This is a genomic window from Mesorhizobium sp. M0088 (genome assembly GCF_040322895.1).
Classification (GTDB): Bacteria; Pseudomonadota; Alphaproteobacteria; order Rhizobiales; family Rhizobiaceae; genus Mesorhizobium.
The window spans coordinates 38,940-64,756 of sequence record NZ_JAMYUI010000010.1 but is presented as its reverse complement, the minus strand read 5'-3'; the positions used below and the strand labels follow the sequence as shown (position 1 = coordinate 64,756).

Annotated in this window: 22 protein-coding genes; 12 read left to right on the top strand and 10 right to left on the bottom strand. The window is 63.3% G+C overall.

The features are described from left to right. Positions 1-9 precede the first annotated feature (9 nt). The 4 genes from NKJ67_RS13920 to NKJ67_RS13905 all read right to left on the bottom strand — a co-directional run bounded on the left by NKJ67_RS13920 (position 10) and on the right by NKJ67_RS13905 (position 5,654). Positions 10-816, bottom strand: coding sequence for an SDR family oxidoreductase (locus NKJ67_RS13920; protein WP_352581680.1), 807 nt, complete (start codon positions 814-816; stop codon positions 10-12). 13 nt (positions 817-829) lie between these two features. Beyond that, complete coding sequence (locus NKJ67_RS13915) at positions 830-2,914, bottom strand: ABC transporter permease subunit (RefSeq protein WP_352581679.1); 2,085 nt, start codon at positions 2,912-2,914, stop codon at positions 830-832. After that, positions 2,911-4,443, bottom strand: a complete 1,533-nt coding sequence (locus tag NKJ67_RS13910; protein WP_352581678.1) for a sugar ABC transporter ATP-binding protein — start codon at positions 4,441-4,443, stop codon at positions 2,911-2,913. Before NKJ67_RS13910 ends, NKJ67_RS13915 begins: the two co-directional genes overlap by 4 nt. Before the next feature lie 83 nt (positions 4,444-4,526). Then, positions 4,527-5,654, bottom strand: a complete 1,128-nt coding sequence (locus NKJ67_RS13905; protein WP_127255110.1) for a sugar ABC transporter substrate-binding protein — start codon at positions 5,652-5,654, stop codon at positions 4,527-4,529. A 219-nt stretch (positions 5,655-5,873) separates the two neighbouring features. Here NKJ67_RS13905 and NKJ67_RS13900 point away from each other — a divergent pair, with 219 nt between their 5' ends. The 8 genes from NKJ67_RS13900 to apnL all read left to right on the top strand — a co-directional run bounded on the left by NKJ67_RS13900 (position 5,874) and on the right by apnL (position 15,152). Then, positions 5,874-6,548, top strand: coding sequence for a GntR family transcriptional regulator (locus NKJ67_RS13900; RefSeq protein WP_013533053.1), 675 nt, complete (start codon positions 5,874-5,876; stop codon positions 6,546-6,548). 280 nt (positions 6,549-6,828) lie between these two features. Continuing rightward, complete coding sequence (locus NKJ67_RS13895; RefSeq protein WP_352581677.1) at positions 6,829-7,656, top strand: phosphogluconate dehydrogenase C-terminal domain-containing protein; 828 nt, start codon at positions 6,829-6,831, stop codon at positions 7,654-7,656. A gap of 328 nt (positions 7,657-7,984) precedes the next feature. Beyond that, a complete protein-coding gene (locus NKJ67_RS13890; protein WP_127269049.1) occupies positions 7,985-8,926 on the top strand; it encodes a D-ribose ABC transporter substrate-binding protein in 942 nt (313 codons plus the stop codon). Between the two features lie 96 nt (positions 8,927-9,022). Further along, positions 9,023-9,667 carry a DUF2291 family protein gene (locus NKJ67_RS13885; RefSeq protein WP_352581676.1) on the top strand — a complete coding sequence of 215 codons (645 nt, stop codon included), beginning with the start codon at positions 9,023-9,025 and terminating at the stop codon, positions 9,665-9,667. Then, the gene (locus tag NKJ67_RS13880) at positions 9,664-11,220 is read left to right on the top strand and encodes a sugar ABC transporter ATP-binding protein (RefSeq protein WP_352581675.1); all 1,557 of its coding nucleotides are present in this window, start codon (positions 9,664-9,666) and stop codon (positions 11,218-11,220) included. Before NKJ67_RS13885 ends, NKJ67_RS13880 begins: the two co-directional genes overlap by 4 nt. Next, positions 11,213-12,277, top strand: coding sequence for an ABC transporter permease (locus NKJ67_RS13875; protein WP_352581674.1), 1,065 nt, complete (start codon positions 11,213-11,215; stop codon positions 12,275-12,277). Before NKJ67_RS13880 ends, NKJ67_RS13875 begins: the two co-directional genes overlap by 8 nt. Before the next feature lie 2 nt (positions 12,278-12,279). Continuing rightward, the gene (locus NKJ67_RS13870; RefSeq protein WP_352581673.1) at positions 12,280-13,314 is read left to right on the top strand and encodes a Gfo/Idh/MocA family protein; all 1,035 of its coding nucleotides are present in this window, start codon (positions 12,280-12,282) and stop codon (positions 13,312-13,314) included. Further along, complete coding sequence (gene apnL / locus NKJ67_RS13865; RefSeq protein ID WP_352581672.1) at positions 13,311-15,152, top strand: D-apionate lactonase; 1,842 nt, start codon at positions 13,311-13,313, stop codon at positions 15,150-15,152. Before NKJ67_RS13870 ends, apnL begins: the two co-directional genes overlap by 4 nt. A gap of 2 nt (positions 15,153-15,154) precedes the next feature. Here the strand turns inward: apnL and NKJ67_RS13860 are convergent, their stop codons facing one another. After that, entirely contained in the window at positions 15,155-15,868 is a 714-nt protein-coding gene (locus NKJ67_RS13860; RefSeq protein ID WP_023808899.1) for a transcriptional regulator NanR, read from the bottom strand. Between the two features lie 174 nt (positions 15,869-16,042). Between NKJ67_RS13860 and oiaX the strand changes: the two genes are divergently transcribed. The 4 genes from oiaX to dhaL all read left to right on the top strand — a co-directional run bounded on the left by oiaX (position 16,043) and on the right by dhaL (position 20,439). After that, positions 16,043-17,293: a 3-oxo-isoapionate-4-phosphate decarboxylase OiaX gene (oiaX, locus tag NKJ67_RS13855; RefSeq protein ID WP_256747193.1), complete on the top strand. Its 1,251-nt coding sequence runs from the start codon at positions 16,043-16,045 to the stop codon at positions 17,291-17,293. Between the two features lie 4 nt (positions 17,294-17,297). Beyond that, positions 17,298-18,632 carry a four-carbon acid sugar kinase family protein gene (locus NKJ67_RS13850; RefSeq protein WP_352581671.1) on the top strand — a complete coding sequence of 445 codons (1,335 nt, stop codon included), beginning with the start codon at positions 17,298-17,300 and terminating at the stop codon, positions 18,630-18,632. Between the two features lie 130 nt (positions 18,633-18,762). Further along, positions 18,763-19,770, top strand: a complete 1,008-nt coding sequence (locus NKJ67_RS13845; RefSeq protein ID WP_127395895.1) for a dihydroxyacetone kinase subunit DhaK — start codon at positions 18,763-18,765, stop codon at positions 19,768-19,770. A gap of 27 nt (positions 19,771-19,797) precedes the next feature. After that, a complete protein-coding gene (dhaL, locus tag NKJ67_RS13840; protein WP_127318202.1) occupies positions 19,798-20,439 on the top strand; it encodes a dihydroxyacetone kinase subunit DhaL in 642 nt (213 codons plus the stop codon). A gap of 25 nt (positions 20,440-20,464) precedes the next feature. Here the strand turns inward: dhaL and derI are convergent, their stop codons facing one another. The 5 genes from derI to NKJ67_RS13815 are packed head-to-tail and all read right to left on the bottom strand — an operon-like array spanning position 20,465 to position 25,772. Beyond that, positions 20,465-20,902, bottom strand: coding sequence for a D-erythrulose-4-phosphate isomerase (gene derI / locus NKJ67_RS13835; RefSeq protein WP_013533067.1), 438 nt, complete (start codon positions 20,900-20,902; stop codon positions 20,465-20,467). A 33-nt stretch (positions 20,903-20,935) separates the two neighbouring features. Further along, a complete protein-coding gene (locus tag NKJ67_RS13830) occupies positions 20,936-21,703 on the bottom strand; it encodes a triose-phosphate isomerase (RefSeq protein WP_352581670.1) in 768 nt (255 codons plus the stop codon). A gap of 57 nt (positions 21,704-21,760) precedes the next feature. Beyond that, on the bottom strand, positions 21,761-22,699 hold the full coding sequence (locus NKJ67_RS13825) for a sugar phosphate isomerase/epimerase family protein (protein ID WP_127318206.1): 939 nt from the start codon (positions 22,697-22,699) through the stop codon (positions 21,761-21,763). Continuing rightward, entirely contained in the window at positions 22,699-24,216 is a 1,518-nt protein-coding gene (locus NKJ67_RS13820) for a glycerol-3-phosphate dehydrogenase (RefSeq protein WP_352581669.1), read from the bottom strand. Before NKJ67_RS13820 ends, NKJ67_RS13825 begins: the two co-directional genes overlap by 1 nt. Continuing rightward, positions 24,213-25,772, bottom strand: a complete 1,560-nt coding sequence (locus tag NKJ67_RS13815) for an FGGY-family carbohydrate kinase (protein WP_352581668.1) — start codon at positions 25,770-25,772, stop codon at positions 24,213-24,215. The genes NKJ67_RS13820 and NKJ67_RS13815 overlap by 4 nt, the downstream gene beginning before the upstream one ends. Between the last annotated feature and the right edge of the window lie 45 nt (positions 25,773-25,817).

Sequence of the window (25,817 nt, the reverse complement as noted above, 5' to 3'; positions counted from 1 at the left end):
ATAGGCTCCTCAAAGTGTTTCGACATTGCCGTCGACGCCGAGCGACTGGCCGGAAATGTTGATCCCCGCATCGGAGAGCAGGAAGGCGACCATCGACGCCACATCATAGGGGCTGGTCATGCGGCGCAGCGAGATGTTCTGCAGATAGCGTCCGGTCATCTCCTCGTGGCTGATACCGACCTGCTTGGCGCGCGCCGAGATGACACCTTCGATGCGGGGCCCCTCGATGATGCCGGGCAGGATGGCGTTGACCCTGATGGCGTGCGGTCCGAGCTCCTTGGCGAGACTCTGCGTGAAACCGATGACACCGAACTTGGCCGCCGAATAGGGTGTGCGGAAGGCGTAGCCATGGCGGCCGGCGGCAGACGACATCGAGACGATCGAACCACCGCCCGCCGCCTTGATCAGCGGCACTGCGCGACGGGCGCACAGGAACTGGCCGGTCAGGCAGATGTCGATGCAGCGCCGCCAATCGGAAGGGTCGATCTCGTCGACACCGCCGGTCGGCCCGGCAATGCCGGCATTGTTGATCAACGCATCGAGCCCGCCGAGTTTTTTCTCGACCGCCTCGAACAGGCGGTCGACATCCTCGTCGCGCGAGACATCGGCCTTGACCGCAGCGACCAGGTCGATCTTGCCGGGAGCAGCGGCCAGCGCCTCGTCGGAAACGTCGCAGACGACGATGCGGGCGCCGAGGCGTGACAGCGTGTCGGCTATGGCAAACCCGATGCCGCCGGCGCCCGCCGTGACCAGCACGCGCTGGCCTTTCAGCCCGGTCAAAAATTCGTCCGCCAATGCCGGCGCCCTTGTGCTCATGGTCCTGTCCTTCTCATTGCAGCCGCCGTTCGCGCAGCGCCATGACGGCGCCCAGAACGACCAGTCCGTAAAGAATTGCCCTCGTGGCAAAGGGAAGCGTGGTGCCGGCGAGCAGCATCTGCAGTGCGGTCAGCAACAACACGCCGCCGAGCATGCCGAGATAGTGGCCGCGTCCGCCGGTGATCAGCGCGCCGCCGACCACCACCACGGCGATCGACGGCAACAGATAGTCGTCGCCCATGCCAAGGCTTGCCTGACCCGAAAAGCCGGTCAGCATGATGCCGACAACAGCCGCGCAGACGGCCGAAAGCATATAGACCAGGATCAGCGTGCGCTCGACGCCGATGCCCGACAAGCGCGCCGCGCGTAGCCCATTGCCGATGCCGTAGACGCGTCGTCCGAACGGGGTGCGGCCAAGCAGCAATACCGCCGCGACGACAAAGACGACCATCAGCAGGACGATTGGGGTCAGCAGGCCGGCAAGCTTGGCCGTCATGACCCAGCGCAGCATCGGCGAGGAAAACCCGGCCGGCGTTCCCTGCGAATAGAGCAGCGCACAGCCTTGCAGAATGCCGTTGGTGGCGAGCGTCATGACGATCGGCGAGATGCCGAGATAGACGATGCCGAAACCATTGGCGAAGCCGATGGCGCAGGCCATCACCAGTACGACCGGCAAGGCGTAGACAAGGGCGGCGTCGGAGCCGTTGACCATGCCTGCCAGGATGATGCCGGAGATGCCGATCGTCCACGGCACGGAGAGGTCGAGGCCTCCGGTCAGAATGACGGTTCCCTGCCCGAGCGCCAGGACGGCTAGAAAGGACGACAGCACCAGCAGCGAATTCCAGTACCCCGGATTGAGGATGGCGCGGCCGAGCCAGATCTGGGTGACGAGCACGATGAGCAGCAGGCAGACATAGGCCGGCAGCGCATAGCGCAGCGTTTCCGCATTGCGCAGATGGAAGGCAGGGCGCGGCGATGCCGGACTGCGCTGGGCATGGGCTGGCTCGGCGATCTTGAGACGCCGGTCCACGCGCTCGAGTTGCGAGGGCAATATGCCGGCGCGCCAGGCGGCAAGCCGGGCGCGCGCGGCGCGCAATTGCACGGCAAGCACCGATGCATGCGAGATCGAGCCGGCAAGTGCCGCCAGCACCAGAATGGTACCTTCGGCAATGGTCGAATAATAGGCCGATACGTTGAGCACCAGCAGGATGTTCACCACGATCATCAGGATAAAGGCGCCAAAGACAGAGCCCACCGGGCCGCCCTGCCCGCCACCGAGGCGCGTGCCGCCGACGACGACCGCCGCGAACATCGACAAGAGCAGCGGATTGCCGACCAGCGGATCGCCGCTGCCGGTCTGGGCGCTGATGAAGACGCCGGCAAGGCCATAGCAGCCGCCGGCGATGACATAGACGGCAAAGCGCACCAGCACGACATTGATGCCGACGGAAGCGGCCGACTCCGGATCGCTGCCGACCGCGTAGAGTGCTGTGCCGAAGCGGGTTCCCTTCAGCCAGAACCAGGCGAGCAGGACGACGCCGATCACCACCAGCGGCATCGGCAGCCAGCCGGTGATCGCGTCGCCGAGATAAAACGTGCCAAGATCGGGCGACACGAAGCCGCCGGGCTTGTCCATCACCAGCAGCGTCACGCCTTGCAGGATGAACATGGTGGACAGCGTCACCACGATGGGCTGCATGCGCAGCACGGCGATGAAGAAGCCGTTGAAGGCGCCCACCGCCATGCCGACGCCGATGCCGACGGCGGTCCACAGGATGATGCTGGCGCCTGGCGCCATCGGGTCCATGCTCGATGCCAGCACGGCATTGACCAGCGATATCACCGCCCCGGCGGACAGGTCGAAGCCGCCCGACAGGATGACGATGGTCTGACCGATCGCCGCGAGCGCCGAGGTGGCGCCGCCGCTCGACAGGAACGACACGTCGAAATAGGTCAGCGGCCCGGCGCTGATCCAGTCGACGACGAAGAGCAGGATCGCCAGGACGGCCGCGGCGATCAGCGCGCCGCGATTGCGCACCAGCGCACGGCGCAGTCCGAAGCGGCCGGGAACAGGGGATGAGGATGCTGCGCTGCTCATGCGGCGGCTTCCCCGGCATGGCCAAGCGCCGGGCGCATGATGGCCGGTTCGGTGATGGCGTCGCCTTCGAGTTCGGCCGCGATGCGCCCGTCATAGAGGACCAGGACTCTGTCGCATTGGTGAACGAGTTCGGGGATCTCCGTCGAGTGCAGCAAGATCGAACCGCCCGAAGCCACATAGTTTCGCATCATCACATAAAGCTCGTGCTTGGTGCCGACGTCGATGCCTCGGGTGGGATCGAACAACAGAAGGATGCGGCTCTGCGCCACCAGCCATTTGGCGATGGCGATTTTTTGCTGGTTGCCCCCGGAAAACGCACCGGCCCGCGTCCAAAGCGCGCGGCGGTCGACCTCGACAGTGGCGAATGCCGCCTCGACGGAGCGGGTCTCGGCTTGCGCGTCGACAAGGCCTAGCCGTGTGAAGCGCGATATCACCGGCAGCGTGGCGTTCTGGCTGCCCGACAGTTTCAGGAACAGGCCTTCGGATTTGCGGTCTTCCGGCACCAGGCCGATGGCCATGTTGGGGCGCAAAGCATCGGCCGGCGAACCGAGCCAGACCTTGCGGCCGTCGACGAGGATGTGGCCGCGCTCGATCTCGGCCATGCCAAAACAGGCCAGGAACAGGTCCTGCTGGCCCATGCCCTGCAACCCGGCGACGCCGAGGATTTCGCCCTTGCGCAGATCGAAGCCGGCGCCGTCGAGCTTGCGCCCGACCTTGAGGTCGCGCACGCCCAGAACCGGCGGCCCGAAAGCCTGGGCGCTGTCCGGCTTAGGCGGGAAGGTCTGTTCGATGCTGCGGCCGATGATCTTTTCGATGACGTCGGCATCCGAGACATCGGCGACCGGCGCGGTGACGATGTGGCGGCCGTTTCTCAGGATCGTCAGCGTGTCGCAAAAGGCGCGGACCTCGCGCATGCGATGGGTGATGAAGACGATGGTGGTGCCCGCCGCCTTCAGCCTGGCGATGATCGCGCCCAGCCAGTCGACGTCGCGGCCGGCGAGCGTGGAGGTCGGTTCGTCGAGCAAAAGGATGCGCGGCTTACGGTAGACGGCACGGGCGATTTCGATCTTCTGGCGCACCGAAAGCTCAAGTTCGCTCACCTCGGCATCGAGATCGACGGAAAAACCGAGATTTTCGATATGGCGACGGACGGCCTTGCGGGCAGCACCGCGGCGGATCAGGCCGGAGACGCCCACGGGGGCGTAAGGCAGCATCATGTTGTCGAGGACGGAGAGGTCGCGCACCAGGGTCATCTCCTGGAACGCAGTCTGCATACCGAGCGCATGGGCTGCGCGCGGGGCGCCGTAAGCGATCTCCTTGCCGAAGACACGGACATGGCCTTGGCTCGGCCGGACCAGTCCGGACAGCAGCTTCACCAGTGTCGACTTGCCCGCTCCGTTTTCACCGAGCAGGGCATGGACGCTGCCGGGCGCGATCGCAAACGTCACGCCGTCCAGCGCGACGGTCGGTCCGAACGCCTTGCTGATGCCGTCGATCTCGATGGCGGGAAGCTCGGAATGTTCTGTCATTGTCCTCGATCGCCGGGCTTGGCATGGACCGACGATGCACGGACAGAAAATGTCCGCGCATCGTCAAGATCGCCTTGGGAGGCTTATTCTTCCGGTTGTCCGACGAGGGCAGCCGCGAGGCCGACCTCGGGTGTCTGGTCCGAGAAGATCGAGGCAAACCAGCCCGGATTGGAGACCAGCGACGGCTTGAAGGCGTTGCAGCCGGCCTTCATCTCCGCCCATGTGCCTTCGTCGCACAGCTTGATCGTCTCATTGGTGACGACCGGCAGCGGCAGGATGGTGGTCTTCGGCACGTCCTTGCCTTCGATCGCCTCGACGGCAAGCTTCAGCGCCAGCGCACCCGAATAAGGCGGCGAGGCATAGGAAATGCGTTGTGCGCCCGCCGGTGCATAAGGGGGAGCGGCACCTTCGACTTCGGTGCCCTCCGGCAGCATCTGGATGCGGCCGCCATTGGAACCTTCGCCGGCGCAAGGCAGGAGTTCGCTGGTCTTCTTGCCGGCCTCGAGCTGCATCGAGTTGGCGGTGAAGCAGCCGACCTGCATCCACAGCCCGTTGATGTCGTCCCAATTGCGGGTGGCCAGGATTTTCGAAAGCTCGGTGCGGGCGACCGCCTGGCTCCACATGCCGACAGCCTCGCCGACGATCTTGATATCAGGATATTTGGCGAAGACTTCCTTGGCGGCTTTTGTCCGCTGATCGTCAACGGATGTTCCCGGGACACCCGTGATGGCGATAATGTTGCCCTTGCCGTTGAGCTTCTTGACCAGCCATTCGGCGGTCACCCTGCCGGCTTCCAGCTGGTCGATGTGGACGTTGTAGGCGCAAGGCTCGGTGATCTCGGCGTCGTAGGCAAAGACCTTCACGCCCTTGTCGCAGGCATTCTTGACGACCTGGTTGAGCGCGGTCGGCGAGATCGGATATACGACGATGGCCTCGGCGCCGCTTTGCACCATTGCGTTGATCTGCTGAATCTGGCGTTGCGCGTTGGGGCCAGCGACCTGGACCTGCAGGTCGACCTTGTCGGCCAGGCTCTTGTGGGCGGCCATGGCCTTGACCATGTTGGCTGCCTCCGCCTGCCAATCATTGCCGATGTAGCTCATGCTGAGAAAGATCTTGTGCTTCTCGGCTGCCTGCGCGGCGGATAGGCCGAAGGCGCATGCAGCCATCCCAGCCAGCAGCGCGAGCCGCCGGACTTTCGATCCGATACCCATGTGAAACTCCTCCCAAACAGAACGACCGAATGCCTCCCAAGGGCACAAAACGTAACCCTTGCCATTCGATGCCAGCGACCGTAACATGATTTGATCAAATATCAATGATGAAATCGTTTATATCAAAACGGGCTATGTTGGCCGCTTGACGTGGCACCACGAACCTTGCATTCCGACACAAGCAATAGTGTCGCCCTTGGGCGGGAAGGTTGACCGGAGATGGCTGGATCGGCGTTCAGGAAGCCTGGTGTCGAGATCATTCCACTGTCCAAGGAAACTCTGCAGGACCGGGTCTACAATCAGGTCACCGAACTGATCCTCGACGGCAGCATCGTACCGGGCGAGATGGTCACGGTTCAGAGCCTCGCCGACGCCTTTGGCGTCAGCCCGATGCCGGTCAGGGAAGCGCTGCGGCGCCTGACGGCAGCCAACGCGCTGACCGTGGTATCCGGGCGCTCCATTGGCATTCCGGCGCTCAGCCGCGAGCGGCTCACCGATTTGCGCAATGTACGTTTTGAGATAGAGGCCATCGCCGCCGGCTGGGCCTCACAGAACCGGAGTGATGCGGATCTTGCGATTTTCGCGCGCGATCTGGACTCGCTGGAACGCGCGAATGGCGCGGACGACGTAAAGGCCTATCTCAGAGCGAATTACACCTTCCACTTCGCAATCTACCGAGCAGCGGGATCCGAAACCCTGCTCAAGATCATCAAGGATCTATGGCTGCAGATCAGCCCCTATTTCAATATGCTGCATGGGTCCTACTCGACCGCGAACACATACCATCAACAGATGTTTGCGGCCCTGCGCGACCGGGACGAGCAGGCAGTTCAGGCGGCGGTTCGCGGCGATATCGATGCGGCTTTCGACATGCTGGTCGATCTTTTGAAGTAGCGCCCGGCCCGGCCTCCGACCCCTATCACATGCCTCCTATTTCTGGGGATGGCAGAGCAGCACTCATGCGCACTCAGCGGGCAAGCGCGGGCTTCTCTAGAGATCATATCCCGAGCGCGCCCTCCATGGTTCTCGTGCTGGAGCTTGCCGGCGGCAGCCGATGACGCGGCGAACGCACGCATGGTCATTATCGGATTGCCAAAATCTGGTAGCGTGATTATACCAGTTGATCAGTTGACGACGGGCGATGCCGTCGGCGAAGAACAGGAGTGGTGACCAGATGACAACGATTGCGCTGTTCGGGGCTGGCGGGAAAATGGGCTACCGCCTGTCGACCAATTTTCGCGGGTCGCCCTACACGATACGCCATGTCGAGGTCAGCGATGCCGGCCGCGAACGGCTGAAGACCGGACTGGGTTTCGATACGGTCAGTGCCGACGAGGCGCTCAAGGACGCCGATGTGGTGATCCTGGCCGTCCCCGACACGCATATCGGCAAGGTAGCGGCCAGCATCGAGAGCAAGCTGGCGCAAGGCACGATGGTGGTGGTGCTCGACGCGGCGGCACCTTTCGCCGGCCATTTGCCGAAGCGGCCTGACCTCACCTATTTCGTCACTCACCCCTGCCATCCGCCGATCTTCAATGACGAGACCGACATGGCAGCCAAGAAGGATTATTTCGGCGGCGTGAAGGCCAAGCAGCATATGGTCAGCGCCCTGATGCAGGGGCCGGAAGAAGACTACGCCAAGGGCGAGGCGATCGCGAAGATCATCTGGGCGCCGGTGATGCGTTCGCACCGCGTCAGCGTCGAACAGATGGCGCTGCTCGAGCCTGGCCTTTCGGAGACGGTGTGCGCCTCGTTGCTGGTGGTCATGAAAGAAGCCGTCGACGAGGTCGTGGCGCGCGGCGTCGACCAGCAGGCGGCACTCGACTTCCTGCTCGGCCATATGAACGTGCTCGGCGCCGTCATTTTCGGCGAGACCAAGGGCGTTTTCTCGGATGCCTGCAACAAGGCGATCGAATTCGGCAAGCCGGTGCTGATGCGTGACGACTGGAAGCGCGTGTTCGAACCGGAAGAGATCGCCGCCAGCATTCAGCGGATCACCTGAGAGAAGACAGGTGCTTGACGCAGCACCTCAAGGGCCCGGCATGCCATTGCCGATCCTCGATTTTGGTAGCTCATCAGGTACATGTCACCTGAATTTGTGGTTGACTCATCATACCAGTTGGCTTAGCTGTTCATGGCTCGGATCGACAAGGTTTCGCAGGGAGCACGATGCCTGGGCGAGTGGAGGAGGGCTGGGGAGCAACGATCCGTCCTGGGTAAGCCGGCAACGGTTTTCGACCCAAGCGATCCGCGGCCCGCGCTGCCTGACGAATTCGGATGCAGACAAAGCCATTGGCCGATCAAGGCAATTTTTCAAACGGGAGGACTTCATGAAACTCACACGCAGAATGACGCTTGCGGCTTTCGCCGGTATGCTGGCGCTTGGCACGGCAGTGCCCGCCTATGCGGCGGATCTCATCGCCATTATCACGCCCTCACACGACAATCCGTTCTTCAAGGCGGAAGCCGTCGGCGCGGAAGCCAAGGCCAAGGAACTCGGCTATGAGGCGCTGGTGCTGGTCCATGACGACGACGCCAACAAGCAGTCCGAGCTGATCGACACCGCGATCGGCCGCGGTGCCAAGGCGATCATCCTCGACAATGCAGGCGCGGACGCCACCGTCGCCGCCGTGCAGAAGGCCAAGGATGCGGGCATTCCGTCCTTCCTGATCGACCGCGAGATCAACGCCACCGGCGTGGCCGTGGCGCAGATCGTCTCCAACAACTACCAGGGCGCCCAGCTCGGCGCGCAGGAATTCGTCAAGCTGATGGGCGAGAAGGGCAATTTCGTCGAACTGGTCGGCAAGGAATCCGACACCAATGCCGGCATTCGTTCCAAGGGTTATCACGACGTCATCGATGACTATCCGGACCTGAAGATGGTTGCCCAGCAGTCGGCCAACTGGAGCCAGACGGAAGCCTATTCCAAGATGGAATCGATCCTGCAGGCCAACCCCGACATCAAGGGCGTGATCTCCGGCAACGACACGATGGCGATGGGCGCCTATGCGGCACTTGCCGCGGCGAACCGCAAGGACGTCATCGTCGTCGGCTTCGACGGATCGAACGATGTTCGCGACTCCATCGCCTCGGGCGGTATCAAGGCAACCGTGCTGCAACCGGCCTTCGCGCAGGCGCAGATGGCGGTCGAGCAGGCCAATGACTTCATCAAGAACAAGAAGTCGCCGGCCAAGGAAAAGCAGTTGATGGACTGCGTTCTGATCAATGGCGACAATGCCGCCAAGCTGGAGACCTTCGCGCTGACGAACTGAGCCAGCGTGATTTCAATAGCGAGGGGCGAACATCGGTTTTCGCCCCTCGCCGCCATTTTTCCGTGGGCCGCCCACGATGCTGAACGACAGGCCGCCATGCTGAACACCAAGCCGAACTGGCCGACCCTTACCGTGATGGTCGGCATCAGCCTGACCGCCTGCAAGATCCTGCCCACGAAATCGGAAGCCGGAGACAACGCTCCCGCCTTCAATCCAGACAAGATGATCGAAGAGATATGGGCGGCAAAGGTCGTGTCCTATCTCCAGCAGAAAGCCGGACCGTTTGCGCAGGTTCACACCCTGGCGACAACCGATCCATCGGCTGCCGGCGCCAAATACGGCAATCCGAACAAGCAGGCGAATTCGCCTTGGACTTTCGCGGTTCGCCTGGAAGGCAAGATCGTCGCGGCCAACACGCAGTCGCGGGCAGCAACCGTCGACGTCGATGTCGACGGCGACGGCAAGGCCGATGCACGAGTGCAGATCGGACCGGCGGTGCGCGGTACCGCGCTGCGCGACAGCCTGGACTTCATCCAGTTCAACGACTTCACCAACCAGATCGACTTCGCCCAGTTCGGCAAGGCGTTCAACGCTTATGCCGACAAGACGGTGCTCTCCAAGCTGCCACGCGATGCGCTGCAAGGCCGCAGCGCCAAGGTGCTCGGCGCCTATACGCTGGGGAGCGGCCAGGACCTGCCGCTGGTGACGGCGGCGGAGGCAGAGATCGGGCCGAAGCCATGAGCGCGACAACTGAGCGCGAAATCATCCTGAAGCTCGAGGACGTCTCCAAGGTCTATTCCGGCACCGTTGCGGTCAAGCGCGCCAATTTCGAGGTGCGCAAGGGCGCGGTCAACGTGCTGGTCGGTGAAAACGGCGCCGGCAAGTCGACGCTGATGAAGATCATCGCCGGTGTCGAACGGCCGACCGCCGGCCGCATCCTGCTGGAAGGTGAAGAGGTTTCCTTCTCCTCGTCCGCGGACGCGGTGAACCGCGGCATCGGCATGGTGTTCCAGGAGCTGAACCTGTTCGGCAATATGAGCGTCGCCGAGAATATTTTCGCCACCCGGGAGATCACCAACCGCTTCGGCAAGATCGACCGCGAGCAACAGGAAAACCGCGCTGCGGAATTTCTGGAACGCCTGCAAGCCGGCATACGGCCAGACATGCTGGTTGAGGATCTGCGCATCGGTCAGCAGCAGCTGGTCGAGATCGCCAAGGCGGTCTCGCTCGACGCGCGCATCCTGATCATGGACGAGCCGACCTCGGCGCTGAGCGCTGCGGAAGTCGAGATCCTGTTCAAGGTGATCGCCGACCTCAAGGCACGCGGCGTGGCGATCGTTTATATCTCGCACCGGCTCGAAGAGCTGATCCGCATCGGCGACTACATCACCGTGCTGCGTGACGGCCGCATCACCGGCCAGGAAGAGATGAAGAACGTCGACACGCAATGGATCGTTCGCCAGATGATCGGCTCCGACGCCAAGGACTTCGCCAAGGCCGACGGCCATCTTCCGGGAGAAGAGATTTTTCGTGCCGAGGAGATCTGCCTGCCCCGCGCCACCGGCGGACTTGCCGTCGACCATGTCTCGTTGTCGCTGCGTGCCGGCGAGATCCTCGGCATTTACGGCCTGATGGGCGCCGGGCGCAGCGAGCTGTTCGACTGCATCATGGGCCGTCACGGCCATTCGACGGGCGAGATCTTCATTGGCGGTATAAAGGTCAAGGAGCGCGATACGACGCGGCGCATCCGGCGTGGCCTGGCATTGATCCCCGAAGACCGTCAGCGCGAAGGGCTGGTCTCGATCGTCTCGGTCGCCAGCAATTTGACGCTGGCCAGCCTGTTGCGATTTGCCCGCCTGTTCCATATCCGTGGCGCCGACGAAAGGCAGGCGGTGACGCAGATGGTGCGGGAGCTGGCGATCAAGGTCGCCGACCCTGCGCAGGAGGTGTCGTCGCTGTCGGGCGGCAACCAGCAGAAAGTGGTGATCGGCAAGGCGCTGCTCACCGAACCCAAGGTGCTGCTGATGGACGAGCCCAGCCGAGGCATCGATGTCGGCGCCAAGGCCGACGTCTTCCGCACCATGCGCAAACTGTCCCGCGACGGTTTGGGGATTTTGTTCGCCACCTCCGACCTCGACGAGGTGATGGCGCTGTCCGACCGCATCGCGGTGATGAGCAACGGAAAACTGACCGGCATGTTCGATCGCGCCGAAGCGACGGAGGCGGCACTCGTGGCTGCATCCGCGCTTGGCCACGGACCGGCCCCACGCACGGAGAGCACCGCCCATGACTGACATCCCAGCCAAAGCGGCCGCTCCCTCCGCTTCCAGCGGCTCGGTGCTGCTGACCGTGATGAAGCTTCGGACGTTCATCGCGCTGATCGCCGTGCTGATCTTCTTCTCGATCGCGGCGCCGAATTTCCTGTCGACCGCCAATCTGATCCTGATGTCGAAGCACGTGGCGCTGAACGCGTTCCTGGCGATGGGCATGACCTTCGTCATCATCACTGGCGGCATCGACCTTTCGGTCGGCTCGATCGTCGGCCTGTGCGGCATGGTGGCCGGCTATCTCGTGCTCAACGGCATCGACCTGCAGATCGGCTACACCATCTATTTCAACGTCTTCGAGATCGCGCTGATCACACTGGCCGTCGGCATATTGATCGGCGCCGTCAACGGATTGCTGATCACCAGGCTGAACGTTGCACCGTTCATCGCCACGCTCGGCGTCCTCTATGTCGCGCGCGGGCTGGCGCTGCTGTCGTCGGACGGCCGCACCTTCCCCAACCTCGTCGGCAAGCCGGAACTGGGAACCACCGGCTTCGGTTTCCTCGGAGCCGGCCGGCTGCTTGGCCTGCCGGTGGCGATCTGGATCCTGATCGTGGTTGCGCTGGGAGCCGCCTATCTCGCCAAATACACGCCACTCGGCCGCCACATCTTCGCGGTCGGCGGCAATGAGCGGGCGTCGCGGATTTCGGGCGTCCGTGTCAACATGGTGAAGATGTTCGTCTATATGTTCTCCGGTTTCTGCGCGGCGATCGTCGGCCTGATCATCTCGTCCGAGTTGATGGCTTCGCATCCGGCGACAGGCGAAAGTTTCGAGCTCAACGCCATTGCGGCGGCGGTGCTTGGCGGTACCTCGATGTCGGGTGGGCGCGGCACGATCGGCGGCACCATCGTCGGCGCCTTCGTCATCGGCATTCTTTCGGACGGGTTGGTGATGATGGGTGTGAGTTCGTTCTGGCAAATGGTCATCAAGGGTCTCGTCATCATCGTTGCCGTCGTCGTCGACCAGGCGCAGCGCCGGCTGCAAAGCCGGGTGACGCTGATGCAGATGGCGAAGGCAGGCTGAGCATGGCGGAACTGCGGGGAGCGCTGATCGGCTGCGGCTTCTTTGCCGTCAACCAGATGCATGCCTGGCGCGACATAACGAGCGCCTCGATCGTCGCCATCTGCGACCGTGACCCGGAACGATTGCGGATCGTCGGCGACCAATTCGGCATTGCGAAGCGCTATACCGATGCGGCGGAACTTTTTGCCGGCGAAAGCCTCGACTTCGTCGATATCGCCACCACCGCGCCCAGCCATCGTCCGCTGGTCGAAATGGCGGCCGCTCATCGCGTTCCGGTGATCTGCCAAAAGCCGTTCGCGCCGACGCTGGCCGACGCCAAGGCCATGGTCCGGGCATGCGCGCAAGCAGGCGTGCCGCTGATGGTGCATGAGAATTTTCGCTGGCAGTCGCCGATCCAGGCGGTGCGCGCCGTGCTCGACAGCGGCGAGATCGGCACGTCTTTCTTCGGGCGCATCTCCTTCCGCTCCGCCTATGACGTGTTTTCCGGCCAACCCTATCTGGCGACGGGAAAGCGTTTCATCATCGAGGACCTCGGCATCCATGTCCTCGACATCGCCCGTTTCCTGCTCGGCGACGTCTCGACCATCACGACGCGAACCGCCCGCATCAATCCTAGTATCGCGGGCGAGGATGTGGCGACCATGCTGATGGACCACAAGAGCGGCGCGACCTCCGTGGTCGACTGCAGCTACGCGACGAAGCTTGCGACCGAGCCGTTTCCCGAGACGCTGATCGAGATCGACGGCAGCGACGGAACGATCCGGCTGGCGCAGGAATACCGGCTCACCGTCACCGGCAGGAACGGCACGGTCGTCACCGACGTCTCGCCGCCGCTGCTGCCATGGGCGTCGCGTCCCTGGCACAACATCCAGGAAAGCGTTGTCGCTATCCAGCAGCACTGGGTAGACTGCCTGGCAAAGGGGATCGAACCGGCGACCTCGGGAGCGGACAATCTCGAGACGTTCGCGCTGGTCGAGGCGGCTTACGCCGGTGCCGCGAGCCGGCAAACGGTGCAACTCGACGCCTTGCTGAAATGACCGACGACGCCTTCCTGCTCTACGGCACACGTACGGTCGAAGCCGAGCCGGTCAGGCTGCGCGCGGGCGCGCTTAGCGCCGACTTCGTCAACGGCAATCTACGCACCATCAGCCATGGCGGCACCGAAGTGCTGCGCGCCGTCGCCTATATCGTGCGTGACCGCGACTGGGGCACCTATGAGCCAAATTTGACGGACCTGATCATCGACCAGGCTGCCGACGCTTTTTCGGTCAGCTATTCGGCAAGCTGCCTGGCCCCCGATGGAATCCGGCTCGGCTTCCGCGCCACCATCAAAGGCTCCGCCGATGGCCGTCTGGTCTTCGAGGTCAGCGCCCTTCCCGAAAGCGATTTCGAAACCAACCGCTGCGGCTTCTGCATCCTTCACCCGATCGCCGACCTCGCCGGCAGCCCGGTCAAGGTCGAGCATACGGACGGCAGCGTGGAGGCGACAAAGCTTCCCGAACTGATAGACCCCTGGCAGCCTTTCAAGGATATCCGCGCCATCACCCATGAGGTTCGGCCTGGCATCACCGCCGAATGCCGGATGGAAGGCGATACTTTCGAAATGGAGGACCAGCGCAACTGGTCTGACGCCTCCTACAAGACCTATGTGCGGCCGCTGGCGCTGCCATGGCCGTATGTGCTGCCTGCCGGCCAAACCCTGCGCCAGACGATCAGCCTGCGCATCGCAGGTGAAGGCAACGCACCGGCTGCCACCGTGACCAGCGAACCGGTCCGCGTTGGACTTGGCGAGGTCGGGCCAAGGCTGCCCGATATCGGCGTGGTCATCTATCCCGAGGATGTCGAGACGGCGCTGGCGAACCTCTCCACGCTGGCGGCGCTCGGCCCACAACAGCTGTTGTTTCACTTTGATCCGACACGCGGCCATGGGCCCGACGCCTTGCGCGCTTTCGCCCGACTGGCAACTGCCCACGCTGCCGCAACGACCCTCGAATGCGTCGTTGCCTGCGCTGGCGATCTCGACGCCGAGATGTCAGGTGTCGCCGACCTGGTGCGCCAGGCCGGGCTGAAACTCTCGGCCATTGCCGTGTCGCCTTCGGTCGACCGGCAGTCGACACCGCCGGGCAGCACGTGGCCGGACTGTCCGCCGCTCGAAGACGTTTACGCGGCCGCGCGGCGCGCCTTTCCGGATATCCGCCTCGGCGGCGGCATGTTCAGCTACTTCACCGAACTCAACCGCAAGCGCGTGCCGGCGGACCAGCTCGATTTCATCACCCATTGTACTTGCCCGATCGTGCATGCCGCCGACGATCTCAGCATCATGCAATCGCTGGAGGCGCTGCCTTTCATCACCCAATCGGCGCGGGCGATGATCTTCGGGGCAAAGCCCTATCGGATCGGCCCGTCGACGATTGCCATGCGCCAGAACCCCTATGGCAGCGCGACCAAGCCCAATCCCGAGGGACAGCGCGTTGCCATGGCCGCCAGCGATCCTCGCCACACCGGTCAGTTCGCTGCTGCATGGACGATCGGATATGCCGCGCGCGTCGCGCCCGCTGGACTGGAACAGCTCACGCTCTCCAGCTTCACCGGACCGTTCGGCGTGCTGGCGTCATCCGGAGAACCCGTCGCGGAAGGATCGCGCCGGCCGATCTTCGGGGCCATCAAGGGGCTTTGCGAGCTGGCCGGCCTTGCGCATGTGTCGGCAAGGACGAGCGATGAAACCAAGGTGCTGGCGCTGGCCGGGCGCTCCGCCTCGGGCAAGACAATCGCGTGGCTGGCGAACCTGACGGCGGAAGACGTGCAGGTCGACATTTCAGCTTTTGGCCGAGGCCAGGTCGTGATGACGCCTTACGCGATCACCCGGCTCGGCTGAAGTTACTTTTCGGAATTCATCACATAGAGCGCGCGCGAGCGTTCGAGATGCTTGATCATCGCCTTCTCGGCGCCATCGGCATCCTTCTTCTCGATGCGGCCGATGATCTCTTCGTGCTCGGTCAGCGTGAACTTTTCCTTGCCGGTCCAGATCAGCATTTCGGTGTGGTATTCCTTCAGCCAGCCCAGCATCGCCTCGCTGACGGCAACATAGATCGGGTTACCGGAGATCGCGGCGATCTGCGTATGGAATTTCATGTCGGCGGAGATGAAGGCTTCGGAATCGCCGCGAAAGCCGCGCTGTTCGGCAACGGTGGCCCTGAGCCGCTGCACATCCTCGGCGGTGGCCTTTTCGGCGGCTTCCCTGACCATGCCGCGCTCGAAGAAGATGCGCGCGGTCTTCAGGTGCTCAAGCGTGTCCTTCGACGACGACAGGATGATCTTGGCGGCGCCGTCGACCTGCTTGATGATCGACTTGGCGGTGAGTTGCAGCACCTTGGCGCGTTCGCCATGCGAGATCGCCACCAGGCCCATATTGCTCAGCGCCTGCATCGCCTCGCGAATCGCCGGCCTGCCGACCTCGAAGCGCTCCATCAGTTCGCGCTCCGACGGCATGTCGTCGCCCGGCATCAGCTCGCCGCTGGTGATCAGGCGTTTCAGCCGCAAGAAGACCTCATCGGAAAGCTTGCGCCGGACAATCGGTTCCGAACGGTTCATCGTCGCGAATCACTCCCTTGACCCGGCCTTATCTAACACTGCCGCCACAATTCCCAGAATTGCCGTCTGTCGATCCCGCTGCCGGATATGACTTGCAATACTTATGTACTCATTATACCAGATTTGAAACACCGGTGAACCTTTTTCGAACGCCTCGGCTTGAGACAGCGGACCATGATCACGCTCACCTACCGCATCGAAACGCCTGGAAGCATCGAAGTCCTGGCGGCCAAGATCGCCAGCGATCAGTCGACCGGCACCTTCGTCGCGCTGCCCGGCGAGACCGAGGAACTGAAAGCCCGGGTGGCGGCGCGCGTGCTGGCGATACGGCCTCTGGCCGATGCCGAGCGGCCGTCGCTTCCCGACAGCGGCAACGGGCCGTTCAGGCGCGCCGATGTCGATATCGCCTTTCCATTCGATGCCATCGGCACCGACCTTTCGGCACTGATGACCATTGCCATCGGCGGCACCTATTCGATCAAGGGCCTCACCGGGATTCGCATCGTCGACATGAAATTGCCGGAGGAGTATCGCGGCGCGCATCCCGGCCCCCAGTTCGGTGTCGCCGGCAGCCGTCGGCTGACCAATGTGACGGATCGTCCGATCATCGGCACCATCGTCAAGCCGGCGCTGGGCTTGCGGCCACATGAGACGGCCGCAATGGTGGCGGAACTGATCGCCGCCGGTGTCGACTTCATCAAGGACGACGAGAAGCTGATGAGCCCGGCCTATTCGCCCCTGTCGGAACGAGTGAAGGCGATCGTGCCGCTGATCCTCGACCACGAGCAGAAGACCGGCAAGAAGGTGATGTATGCCTTCGGCATCTCGCATGCCGACCCCGATGAGATGATGCGCAACCACGATATGGTGGCGAAGGCTGGCGGCAATTGCGCTGTTATCAACATCAATTCGATCGGCTTCGGTGGCATGGCGTTCCTGAGGAAGCGCTCCAGTCTGGTGCTGCATGCTCACCGCAACGGCTGGGACATCCTCACCCGGCACCCCGGGCTAGGCATGGACTTCAAGGTCTGGCAGCAATTCTGGCGACTGCTCGGCGTCGACCAATTCCAGATCAACGGCATCGCCTCGAAATACTGGGAACCGGATGACTCTTTCGTCGAATCGTTCAAGGCGGTGACGACACCGATCTTTTCACCCGAGGACTGCGCCTTGCCGGTGGCGGGCTCTGGCCAGTGGGGCGGCCAGGCTTCTGAGACATATGCGCGGACCGGCCGGACGGTCGATCTTCTCTATCTCTGCGGCGGCGGCATCGTCAGCCATCCGGACGGGCCGGGCGCCGGCGTGCGTGCCGTGCAGCAAGCCTGGCAAGCGGCGGTCGACGGCATTCCGCTGGCGGACTTCGCCCTGAACCATCCCGAACTGGCGCGGTCGATCGAAAAATTCGGCGACGGCAAGGCAGCCTGAGACGATGCAGGACCTGCTTCTCAGCTATTACGGCGACGACCTGACCGGCTCGACCGATGTGATGGAGGCGCTCGAGCTCGGTGGTGTGCCGACCGTGCTGTTCATGCGCCAGCCGGACGATGCCTTGCTTTCACGATTTGCCCATTGCCGGGCGATCGGCCTCGCCGGCACCAGCCGCAGCGAGACACCGCGATGGATGGACACATATCTGCGCGATGCCTTTGCCTGGCTGAAGACACTGAATGCCGAGATTTGTCACTACAAGGTCTGCTCGACCTTCGATTCCAGCCCGACGATCGGCAGCATCGGCCGGGCCACCGAGATCGGCCGCTCGGTGTTCGCGCAAGCCAGCGTGCCGCTGCTGGTCGGCGCGCCGCAGCTCAAGCGCTACACCGCCTTCGGGCACCTGTTCGCCGCCTATCGCGACCAATATTTCCGCATCGACCGCCACCCGGTGATGAGCCGCCACCCGACGACGCCGATGGATGAGTCGGATTTGCTGATCCATCTGTCGCGGCAGACGGCGCTGAGCTCGGGGCTGGTCGACCTTGCGACGCTGCAGTCCGCGTCGCGGTCGGCGGCATTCGATCGGCTGACCGGAAACGGCACCCCCATCGTGCTTGTCGATGTCGACAATCTGGAAACGCAGGCTCTGGCCGGCAAGGAGCTGTGGCGCGTTCGCAAGCCCGGCGGTTCTTTTGTCGTCGGCTCATCCGGGGTCGAGTATGCGTTGCTGGCCGAATGGGCGTCGAATGGCATCGTCAGCGCCGGACATGGCTTCACGCCACCGGGCGCAGCCGAGCGGATAGCCGTCGTGTCGGGAAGTTGCTCGCCGACCACCGAACGGCAGATCCGGCATGCCCTGACCGACGGTTTCGACGGCATCGAGGTCGATCCAGTCGAACTGGTTTCGGAGGCTTCGCAGCAGGCGATCGCGCGCGCAACGGCAAGCGGCCGTGCCAGTCTGCAAGCCGGGCGCAGCGTCATCCTCTACACCGCGCTTGGCCCCGATGCCGACAGGGGCGCCGAAATCGACCGGCAGGAAGGCGCCCGCCACAGGCTTGGCCGCGGACTCGGAGAAATCCTTCGCGGCCTGACGATCGAACAGAGCCTGCGGCGCGTGGTCATTGCCGGCGGCGATACGTCGAGCCACGCGCTGGGCGAAATGGGTGTCGATGCCCTGACAATCCGCATGCCGCTGCCCGCTTCGCCGGGCTCGCCGCTCTGCGTTGCTCACTCGCGCGTCAAGGCGATCGACGGACTGGAGGTCGCGCTCAAGGGCGGCCAGGTCGGAACTGATCGCTATTTCTCAGCCATCCGCGACGGCCTCGGCGGTTGAAACAACTAACGCCTACGTCCAGGTGATAGCCTGTGGGAACACCTCTGCGCACGAAATGCTCCTTGCCGGGTGGAAATCCCGGTAACACCCGGTATTATCTGCGAAAATGCCGAAATCGGGAGGATGCCGGGTGCAGACCAAGAAGATCATCAATGCCGGCAACCGCGCCGTCGACGAGATGCTGGAAGGCATCCTGGCAGCGCATCCCCGCCATCTCAAAAGCGTGGACGGCAGTCCACGCTCCATCATCGCCTGCGACGGACCGCGCCAGGGCAAGGTGGGCCTCGTCATTGGCGGCGGCTCGGGCCACGAGCCGAGCTTTCTTGGCTTCGTCGGCAAGGGATTGGCCGATGCGGCGGCCATCGGCAATGTCTTCGCCTCGCCACCGCCGGACCCGATCCTCGAATGCGCAAAGGCAGTCAGCGGCGGCGCCGGCGTGCTGTTCATGTACGGCAACTATGCCGGCGACGTGATGAATTTCGACATGGCGGCCGAGATGGCCGCCATGGACGACATCGAGGTGCGCACGGTGCTGAGCACCGACGACGTCGCCTCGGCACCGCGCGACCAGCGGCACAAGAGGCGCGGCGTCGCCGGCAATTTCTTCATCTTCAAGGCGGCCGGTGCCGCCTGCGACCGGATGCTGTCCTTCGACGAATGCGAGCGCATCGCCGGCAAGGCCAACGACCACACCTTCACCATGGGCGTGGCGCTGTCGCCCTGTTCGCTGCCGCAGACCCGCCGGCCGAATTTCGAGATCGGGCCGGACGAGATGGAGATCGGCATGGGCATCCATGGCGAGCCGGGCATCGCGCGCGAAAAGTTGAAAACAGCCGACGAGATCACCGACGAGATGCTGGACAGGATCCTCGACGAGATGGCGCCTACGCGCGGCGACAAGGTCGCGGTGCTCGTCAATTCGCTGGGCTCAACGCCGCTGATGGAACTCTACATCATGAACCGGCGCGTGAAGCAGAGGCTCGATGAGATCGGTGTGTCCATCCACGCAAGCTGGGTCGGCAATTACTGCACCTCGCTCGAAATGGCAGGAGCCTCGATCACTCTGCATCGGCTGGACGGCGAGTTGCAGACGATGCTGGACCACCCCTGCGACTGCGCCATGTTTCGCGCCGGCTAAACCCACTTCTGTGGCAAGGACTAAGATATGACGACAATCGACACCGCCCACCTTGTCGCGATGTTCGCGGCGATCGCAACCGCCATGTCCGCCGACAGGGACCGACTATGCGCGCTTGACGGGGTTATCGGCGACGCCGACCACGGCATCGCGATGGAGCTTGGATTTTCCGCTGCACGCGATGCAGTCGCCGCACTGGACACCGGGGCCACCGACCCGACCAGCTTGCTGAACACCGCCGCAAAATCGTTCCTGAATGCGGTTGGCGCCTCCTCCGGCCCGCTCTATGCGACCGCGTTCATGCGCGGCGCGGCAGCCGTCAAGGGCAAGACGACGCTCGACGATTCGGACGTGGTCGCCCTGTTCCAGGCCATGGCCAAGGGCATTCAGGATCGCGGCAAGGCCGAGCCTGGCGAAAAGACGATGATCGATGCATGGGCGCCAGCTGCGCAGGCAGCGGGCGAAGCGCTGACCTCCGGCAAGGATCTGGCGGGCAGTCTCGAAGCTGCTGCACAAGCGGCAAACGCAGGCGCGGAGGCGACCAAGTCGATGGTCGCCACGAAGGGCCGGGCATCGCGCCTCGGTGAACGCTCGCTTGGCCACATGGACCCGGGCGCCGCCTCCGCCGTGACCGTGATCGAGGCGATGCGGGTCGCCTTGACCAGTTAACTCAGTAACGGGTTCCCCGCGTCTTTCAGCGCTTGGCGTCGAGCTTGTCGATGGCCTGCACGTTTGTGGCGGAGGGGCCATTCGGATCGAACTCCGAGGCTAACCATGCGTCGGCGATCGATTTCGCCAGTTCGGGACCGATGACGCGGGCGCCCATAGTGATGATCTGGGCGTTGTTGGACTTGGCGGCGCGCTCAGCGGAATAGGTGTCGTGGGTCAATGCGGCGCGAATGCCCGGCACCTTGTTGGCGGAGATGCTGACGCCAATGCCGGTGCCGCAAAACAGGATGGCCCGGTCGTAATTGCCGTCCAGGATTTCGTGGCCTACCGAGGCGGCGATGTCGGCGTAGAATCCGGCCTGGCTGAGGTCGACGACCTGCAGTTCGGGTTTGGTGGCGAGATGCTTGGCGATGACGTCGAGCAGCGGCTTTCCGGCACTGTCGGCTCCGAGTGCGATCTTCATGATGATGAACTCCTTTGCTAGGTCTTTTGGCAGTCAGCGCGCGATGGCGGCCGACGCCTTTTTCAGAATGTCGATATAGCCTTCCGCTTGCCACGCCGAGCGGCCGATGAACAGGCCATCGATATGCGGCTGGCCGATGAGTTCAGCCGCGTTGCCTGGATTGACGCTGCCACCATAAAGCACAGGTGGAGCAATCGGCAGCCGGTCGGCGGCAACCTTCTTGATCAGCTGTTGCTGTTTGTCGGCATAGTCGGCGCTTGCGGGAATGCCCTTCTCGCCGATTGCCCAGACGGGCTCGTAGGCAAAGAGGATTTCCCCCTTCACTTGATCGCCGCTCAGCTCTTGCAGCGCGCCCAGAACCTGAGCCGTCAACACCGCCTCGGCGCGGCCTGATTCACGCTCAGCCAGCGTCTCGCCGACGCAGATCAGCGGCACGAAACCGTGCCTGACAGCGGCTGCCGTTTTCAGTCCCACAGTCGCATCCGTCTCGCCGAAATGCTCGCGGCGCTCGCTATGGCCGAGTTCGATCACATCCAGCCCGCAGTCTTTCAACATCACCGGCGAAATCTCTCCCGTCCAGGCGCCCGCGTCGGCCCAATGCATGTTTTGGGCGCCGACTTTGACGCGGGTGTCGGCCAGCGCCGCCTTGACCTGGCGCGCTGCGGTGAACGGCGGAATGACGAAGGGCTGTATTGCCAGATCGAAATCGGGCACAAAGGCCGCCAGCGCATCGGCGAACTGCAACGCCTCCGACAGCGTCTTGTTCATCTTCCAGCTCGTGCCGACCCAATATGGGGCCATTCTTCTTCTCCTTCGATACTTTTGCGGCCGAAGCCGGCTTTCGGGCGACGTATTCGCTCAGGTCCGGGGCTTGAGGCTGTCGCGACCGCTGTCGATATGAGGGGCCCAGAAATCCACCGACTCGCGGATCATCTCGATAACCTGATGGTCGACTGGTTCCCTCTCCCTGAAGGAAAGTTCAAGGCAAATTTCATTGTCGGTTCCACCGCCCTGCCGAACCGCGTCCAGCAGCTTCTGCGGCACTATGCGGCCATCCTTGTTGTAGGCGGCCGTGAACGGCCAGTGCCCGCCCTTATTCATCGACGACTGCTTGATGTGGATGATCGGCGATTGCAATGGAAACGCTTTCGCCCAAGCATAGGGATCGGTATCGGCAGGATCGGCCGAGGTCACGTCGCCATGGTCGATATCCACCATCATCTTCATCGGTATGGGCAGCTTCGCCGCATCGATGGCGCCTTGCAGCGTGGCGCAGCTTTCGATCGTGTGGCCGAACTCGCGGCCCACCGACATCGGCTCCCAGAACAGATAGGACAGACCCGCCGCCTTGGCGTGCTCGGCCACCTCGCGCCAGCATTCGAGCGCGATATCGAGCAGTGCCGCCCGCCGTTGCGGATCGTCAAAGTCCTTGTGGGTGAAGATGGCGAACTGCGTGCCCATGCCCGACGCACCGAGTTCCGCGGAAATGTCGGCGAAGGTCTTGAACCAGTCGACATAGTAGCGCCGGACATCCGCATCCGGATGGCCGAAATGGTTGAGCCGGCCGTAGGGTCCGGTCATGCCGGAGGTGATCCTGACACCGGTCCGCGCCAAGGCGCTGTTGAACAGGCGCAGGAATTTGGCAATCGTCGCCGCTGGCCAGCCCGGATTGACGAATTCATGCGTCAGCTGCACGTCGCGGATGCCGATGCCATAGGCGATCGCGTCGATCAGATCGTCCGGATCGGCGAAACGGTTGACCAGTGGATTGGTGTTGAGGGAAAGCGTGAAGGCCATCAGTCTGCCGTCGCCATGATGTTATCGAACCAGTCTTCGAATGCTTTCCGCTCGGCCGCATCGAGATGCAGGCCATGTTTGGTGCGGCGTTCCAGAATATCGGCTGATGTGCCGGCCCATTCGGTCTCGGCCAGGAACCTTGCCTCCCGCTCATACAGGTCGGGACCGAAGCGGCGGCCGAGATCCGCCTCGCGCTGTGCGCCAGCGAGCAATTGCCTGGCGCGGGTGCCATAGCTTCGCGCGTAATGCTTCACCAGCGACGGGCTGAGCCATGAAAACTCGGAATGCAGATCGCTCAGGAACTGCTCGAAGTCCGCATTGGGCAGGTCGCCTCCCGGCAAGGGAATTTTGGCTGTCCAGGCTTTCTTCATCGTCGGAAAAAACGGCTGGATCTTTTCCAGCGCGTGTTCCGACAGCTTGCGGAAGGTGGTGATCTTGCCGCCGAACACCGAAAGCAGCGGTGCGTTGCCATTGGAGGCGTCGAGTTCGAAAATATAGTCGCGCGTCACCGCGCTTGGATTGTCGGCATTGTCGTCATAGAGCGGACGCACGCCCGAGAAACTGTAGACCACGTCCTGTGGCGTCAGCTGCCGCTTGAAATAGCGATTGACCACCTTGATCAGATAGTCGACTTCGCTGGCCTCGGCGACCACTTCCTCGGGCCTGCCTTCGTAGGGAATGTCGGTGGTGCCAATCAGCGCCAGATCGTTCTCATACGGATTGACGAAGATCACCCGCTTGTCGTTGTTCTGAATGAGATAGGCTTGCCGCCCCTCCCAGAATTTGGGCACGACGATATGGCTGCCCTTCACCAGACGAACATTGCGGGTGGAATTCTGGCCGGCGACGCGGCTGACAATGTCGTTGACCCAGGGGCCTGCCGCGTTGACCAGCGCCCGCGCCCGGACCTTCGTCACCGCACCCGTGCGACCATCCTGCATGTCGATCGACCACAGTCCGTTTTCGCGGCGGGCCGCGACACAGGCGGTGCGCGTGAGCACTCTGGCACCGCGCTGCCGGGCATCCAGGGCGTTGAGCAGCACCAGGCGCGCATCGTCGACCCAGCAGTCGGAATATTCGAAACCGCGCTTGAACTCGTCCTTGATTGGCGCGCCTTCCGGCGCAGTCTTGAGGTTCAGTGTTCTTGTCCCCGGCAGGCGTTTACGGCCGCCAAGGTGGTCGTAGAGAAACAGCCCGAGCCGGACCAGCCATGCCGGCCTGTCTTGCGGGCTGTGCGGAAGAACGAAGCGCATCGGCCAGATGATGTGCGGCGCCGCCTCGAGCAGCACCTCGCGTTCGATCAGTGCTTCGCGAACCAGCCGGAATTCATAATATTCGAGGTAGCGCAGGCCGCCATGCACCAGCTTGCCGGAGCGCGAGCTCGTGCCTTGCGCGAGATCGTCCTTTTCGCACAGGATGACGGACAGCCCGCGACCTGCCGCATCACGCGCTATGCCGGCTCCATTGACGCCGCCGCCGATCACGAAGAGATCGACGACATCTGTTGTATTGCTCAAGATCCTGCTCCTGTGCGGTGCGCCATGCCCTTCCACACCGGCCGAAGCGCCTGACGCGCTGCAACGAAGGAAGGGAAGAGGGCATCGTAGGTTTGCGAAAGCGCCTCGTCATAGGCATCGCAGTCGCCGAGAAGCGGCGTTACCCACTCGGCGGCACAGTCTTCCATCGAGCCATAGACGCCGAGGCCGACCGCAGCCATCATCGCGGCGCCTGCCGCGCCGGCTTCCTGGCGACTGCTGGTGCGCACCTGTGCCCTTGTCGCCGCTGCGATGATGCGGCGTAGGGACGGGCTGCGCGCGGCGCCGCCCGACAGGCGGATTTCGCCCGGCACGGCGCCCATCGCCTGGTAGCAATCGCGTGCGGCGAAGGCCAGTCCCTCGAGGACGCCGCGTGCCAGATCGCCAAACCCGTGCTTGACCGAAAGGCCGATGAAGCCAGCGCGTGCGTCAGGATCGACGAACGGTCCTCTTTCACCGGCCAGCGATATATAAGGCTGGTAGATCAGCGATCCCGGCTCCGATGCTTCCACCCAAGCGTCGAGGGCCTTCAGCAACTCGTCATGAGAAGGCTTGCCGCCAGCCGTGGCGAGCACGTCTCGCGCAAGGCCAAGCAGCCAGTCTATGTTGAGCGTCGCCGCCATGTTGGATTGCAATTGTGCAAAGGCGCCCGGAATAGGCATGGCAATCGTGTAGCCGGAGCCACCGTCGTTCAGCACGACATCGTCGGGCTGGGCGGCGAAGCGCGTGTGTATGCCGGTCGAGCCGATGACCGTGCAGCCGACATTGCCCGAGGGATCATAGAGGCCGGCTCCGAGCGCCGTCATGACCATATCGACGTAACCCAGCACCACCGGGGTGCCTTCGAGCAGGCCAGTCTCTGCCGCCGACGATCGCGACAACGGATGATGGTCGGTGGTGCCTTCGAGCATGGGAGGCAACAGGCGGCGATGCGTCGTCAGATCCAGGATGTCGAGGGCTTCGTCGGAATAGTTGCGCGACCGAAAATCGCCGAAGGTGAAGGTTCCCTCGGAGGGATCCGTGGCGCGTTCGCCTGTCATCTTGAAGTAGAGCCAATCCTTGCAATGCAGGGCGGTCGCCGCCCGCTCCAGCATGCTGGGATGGTTCTTTTTCATGAAGGCAAGCTGGGCGCCTTGCTGGCAGGAATTCAGGCCCGTGCCGGTCAGCTCGAACCGCCTGCGATCCCGGGGATCGGCGCGCATCTCGTCGACCAGATGTCCGGCGCGGGCATCGAGCCACAGCCAGGCGCGCGAGACAGGCAAGCCCTCGCCATCGATCAGCCAGGTTCCGTCGCCCTGCCCGGTGATGGCCACCGCTGCGGTTCGTTGCGCGAGGTCGGGAACCTTGGCCGCGAGATCGCGAACGGTCCGCGCCATGTCGCGCCAGGTCTGGTCGAGGTCCTGCTCGGCGCCGCCGCCTTCCAGCGTGACGAAGCTGTTGGGCACCGACGTCATGGCGAGCTGCCGCCCGGACAGGTCGAAAGCGATCGATTTGATCACCGACGTTCCCGCGTCGATGCCGATCAGCAGGTCTTTCATGCCGCAAATTCCGGTTGGTTGCGAAGGCAGTTCACGAGGGTAGTC

Bases quoted from the DNA above. Each gene is read 5' to 3' on its own strand.
- NKJ67_RS13920 (WP_352581680.1), bottom strand. From the start codon at position 816: ATGAGCACAAGGGCGCCGGCATTGGCGGACGAATTTTTGACCGGGCTG.
- NKJ67_RS13915 (WP_352581679.1), bottom strand. From the start codon at position 2,914: ATGAGCAGCGCAGCATCCTCATCCCCTGTTCCCGGCCGCTTCGGACTG.
- NKJ67_RS13910 (WP_352581678.1), bottom strand. From the start codon at position 4,443: ATGACAGAACATTCCGAGCTTCCCGCCATCGAGATCGACGGCATCAGC.
- NKJ67_RS13905 (WP_127255110.1), bottom strand. From the start codon at position 5,654: ATGGGTATCGGATCGAAAGTCCGGCGGCTCGCGCTGCTGGCTGGGATG.
- NKJ67_RS13900 (WP_013533053.1), top strand. From the start codon at position 5,874: ATGGCTGGATCGGCGTTCAGGAAGCCTGGTGTCGAGATCATTCCACTG.
- NKJ67_RS13895 (WP_352581677.1), top strand. From the start codon at position 6,829: ATGACAACGATTGCGCTGTTCGGGGCTGGCGGGAAAATGGGCTACCGC.
- NKJ67_RS13890 (WP_127269049.1), top strand. From the start codon at position 7,985: ATGAAACTCACACGCAGAATGACGCTTGCGGCTTTCGCCGGTATGCTG.
- NKJ67_RS13885 (WP_352581676.1), top strand. From the start codon at position 9,023: ATGCTGAACACCAAGCCGAACTGGCCGACCCTTACCGTGATGGTCGGC.
- NKJ67_RS13880 (WP_352581675.1), top strand. From the start codon at position 9,664: ATGAGCGCGACAACTGAGCGCGAAATCATCCTGAAGCTCGAGGACGTC.
- NKJ67_RS13875 (WP_352581674.1), top strand. From the start codon at position 11,213: ATGACTGACATCCCAGCCAAAGCGGCCGCTCCCTCCGCTTCCAGCGGC.
- NKJ67_RS13870 (WP_352581673.1), top strand. From the start codon at position 12,280: ATGGCGGAACTGCGGGGAGCGCTGATCGGCTGCGGCTTCTTTGCCGTC.
- apnL (WP_352581672.1), top strand. From the start codon at position 13,311: ATGACCGACGACGCCTTCCTGCTCTACGGCACACGTACGGTCGAAGCC.
- NKJ67_RS13860 (WP_023808899.1), bottom strand. From the start codon at position 15,868: ATGAACCGTTCGGAACCGATTGTCCGGCGCAAGCTTTCCGATGAGGTC.
- oiaX (WP_256747193.1), top strand. From the start codon at position 16,043: ATGATCACGCTCACCTACCGCATCGAAACGCCTGGAAGCATCGAAGTC.
- NKJ67_RS13850 (WP_352581671.1), top strand. From the start codon at position 17,298: ATGCAGGACCTGCTTCTCAGCTATTACGGCGACGACCTGACCGGCTCG.
- dhaL (WP_127318202.1), top strand. From the start codon at position 19,798: ATGACGACAATCGACACCGCCCACCTTGTCGCGATGTTCGCGGCGATC.
- derI (WP_013533067.1), bottom strand. From the start codon at position 20,902: ATGAAGATCGCACTCGGAGCCGACAGTGCCGGAAAGCCGCTGCTCGAC.
- NKJ67_RS13830 (WP_352581670.1), bottom strand. From the start codon at position 21,703: ATGGCCCCATATTGGGTCGGCACGAGCTGGAAGATGAACAAGACGCTG.
- NKJ67_RS13825 (WP_127318206.1), bottom strand. From the start codon at position 22,699: ATGGCCTTCACGCTTTCCCTCAACACCAATCCACTGGTCAACCGTTTC.
- NKJ67_RS13815 (WP_352581668.1), bottom strand. From the start codon at position 25,772: ATGAAAGACCTGCTGATCGGCATCGACGCGGGAACGTCGGTGATCAAA.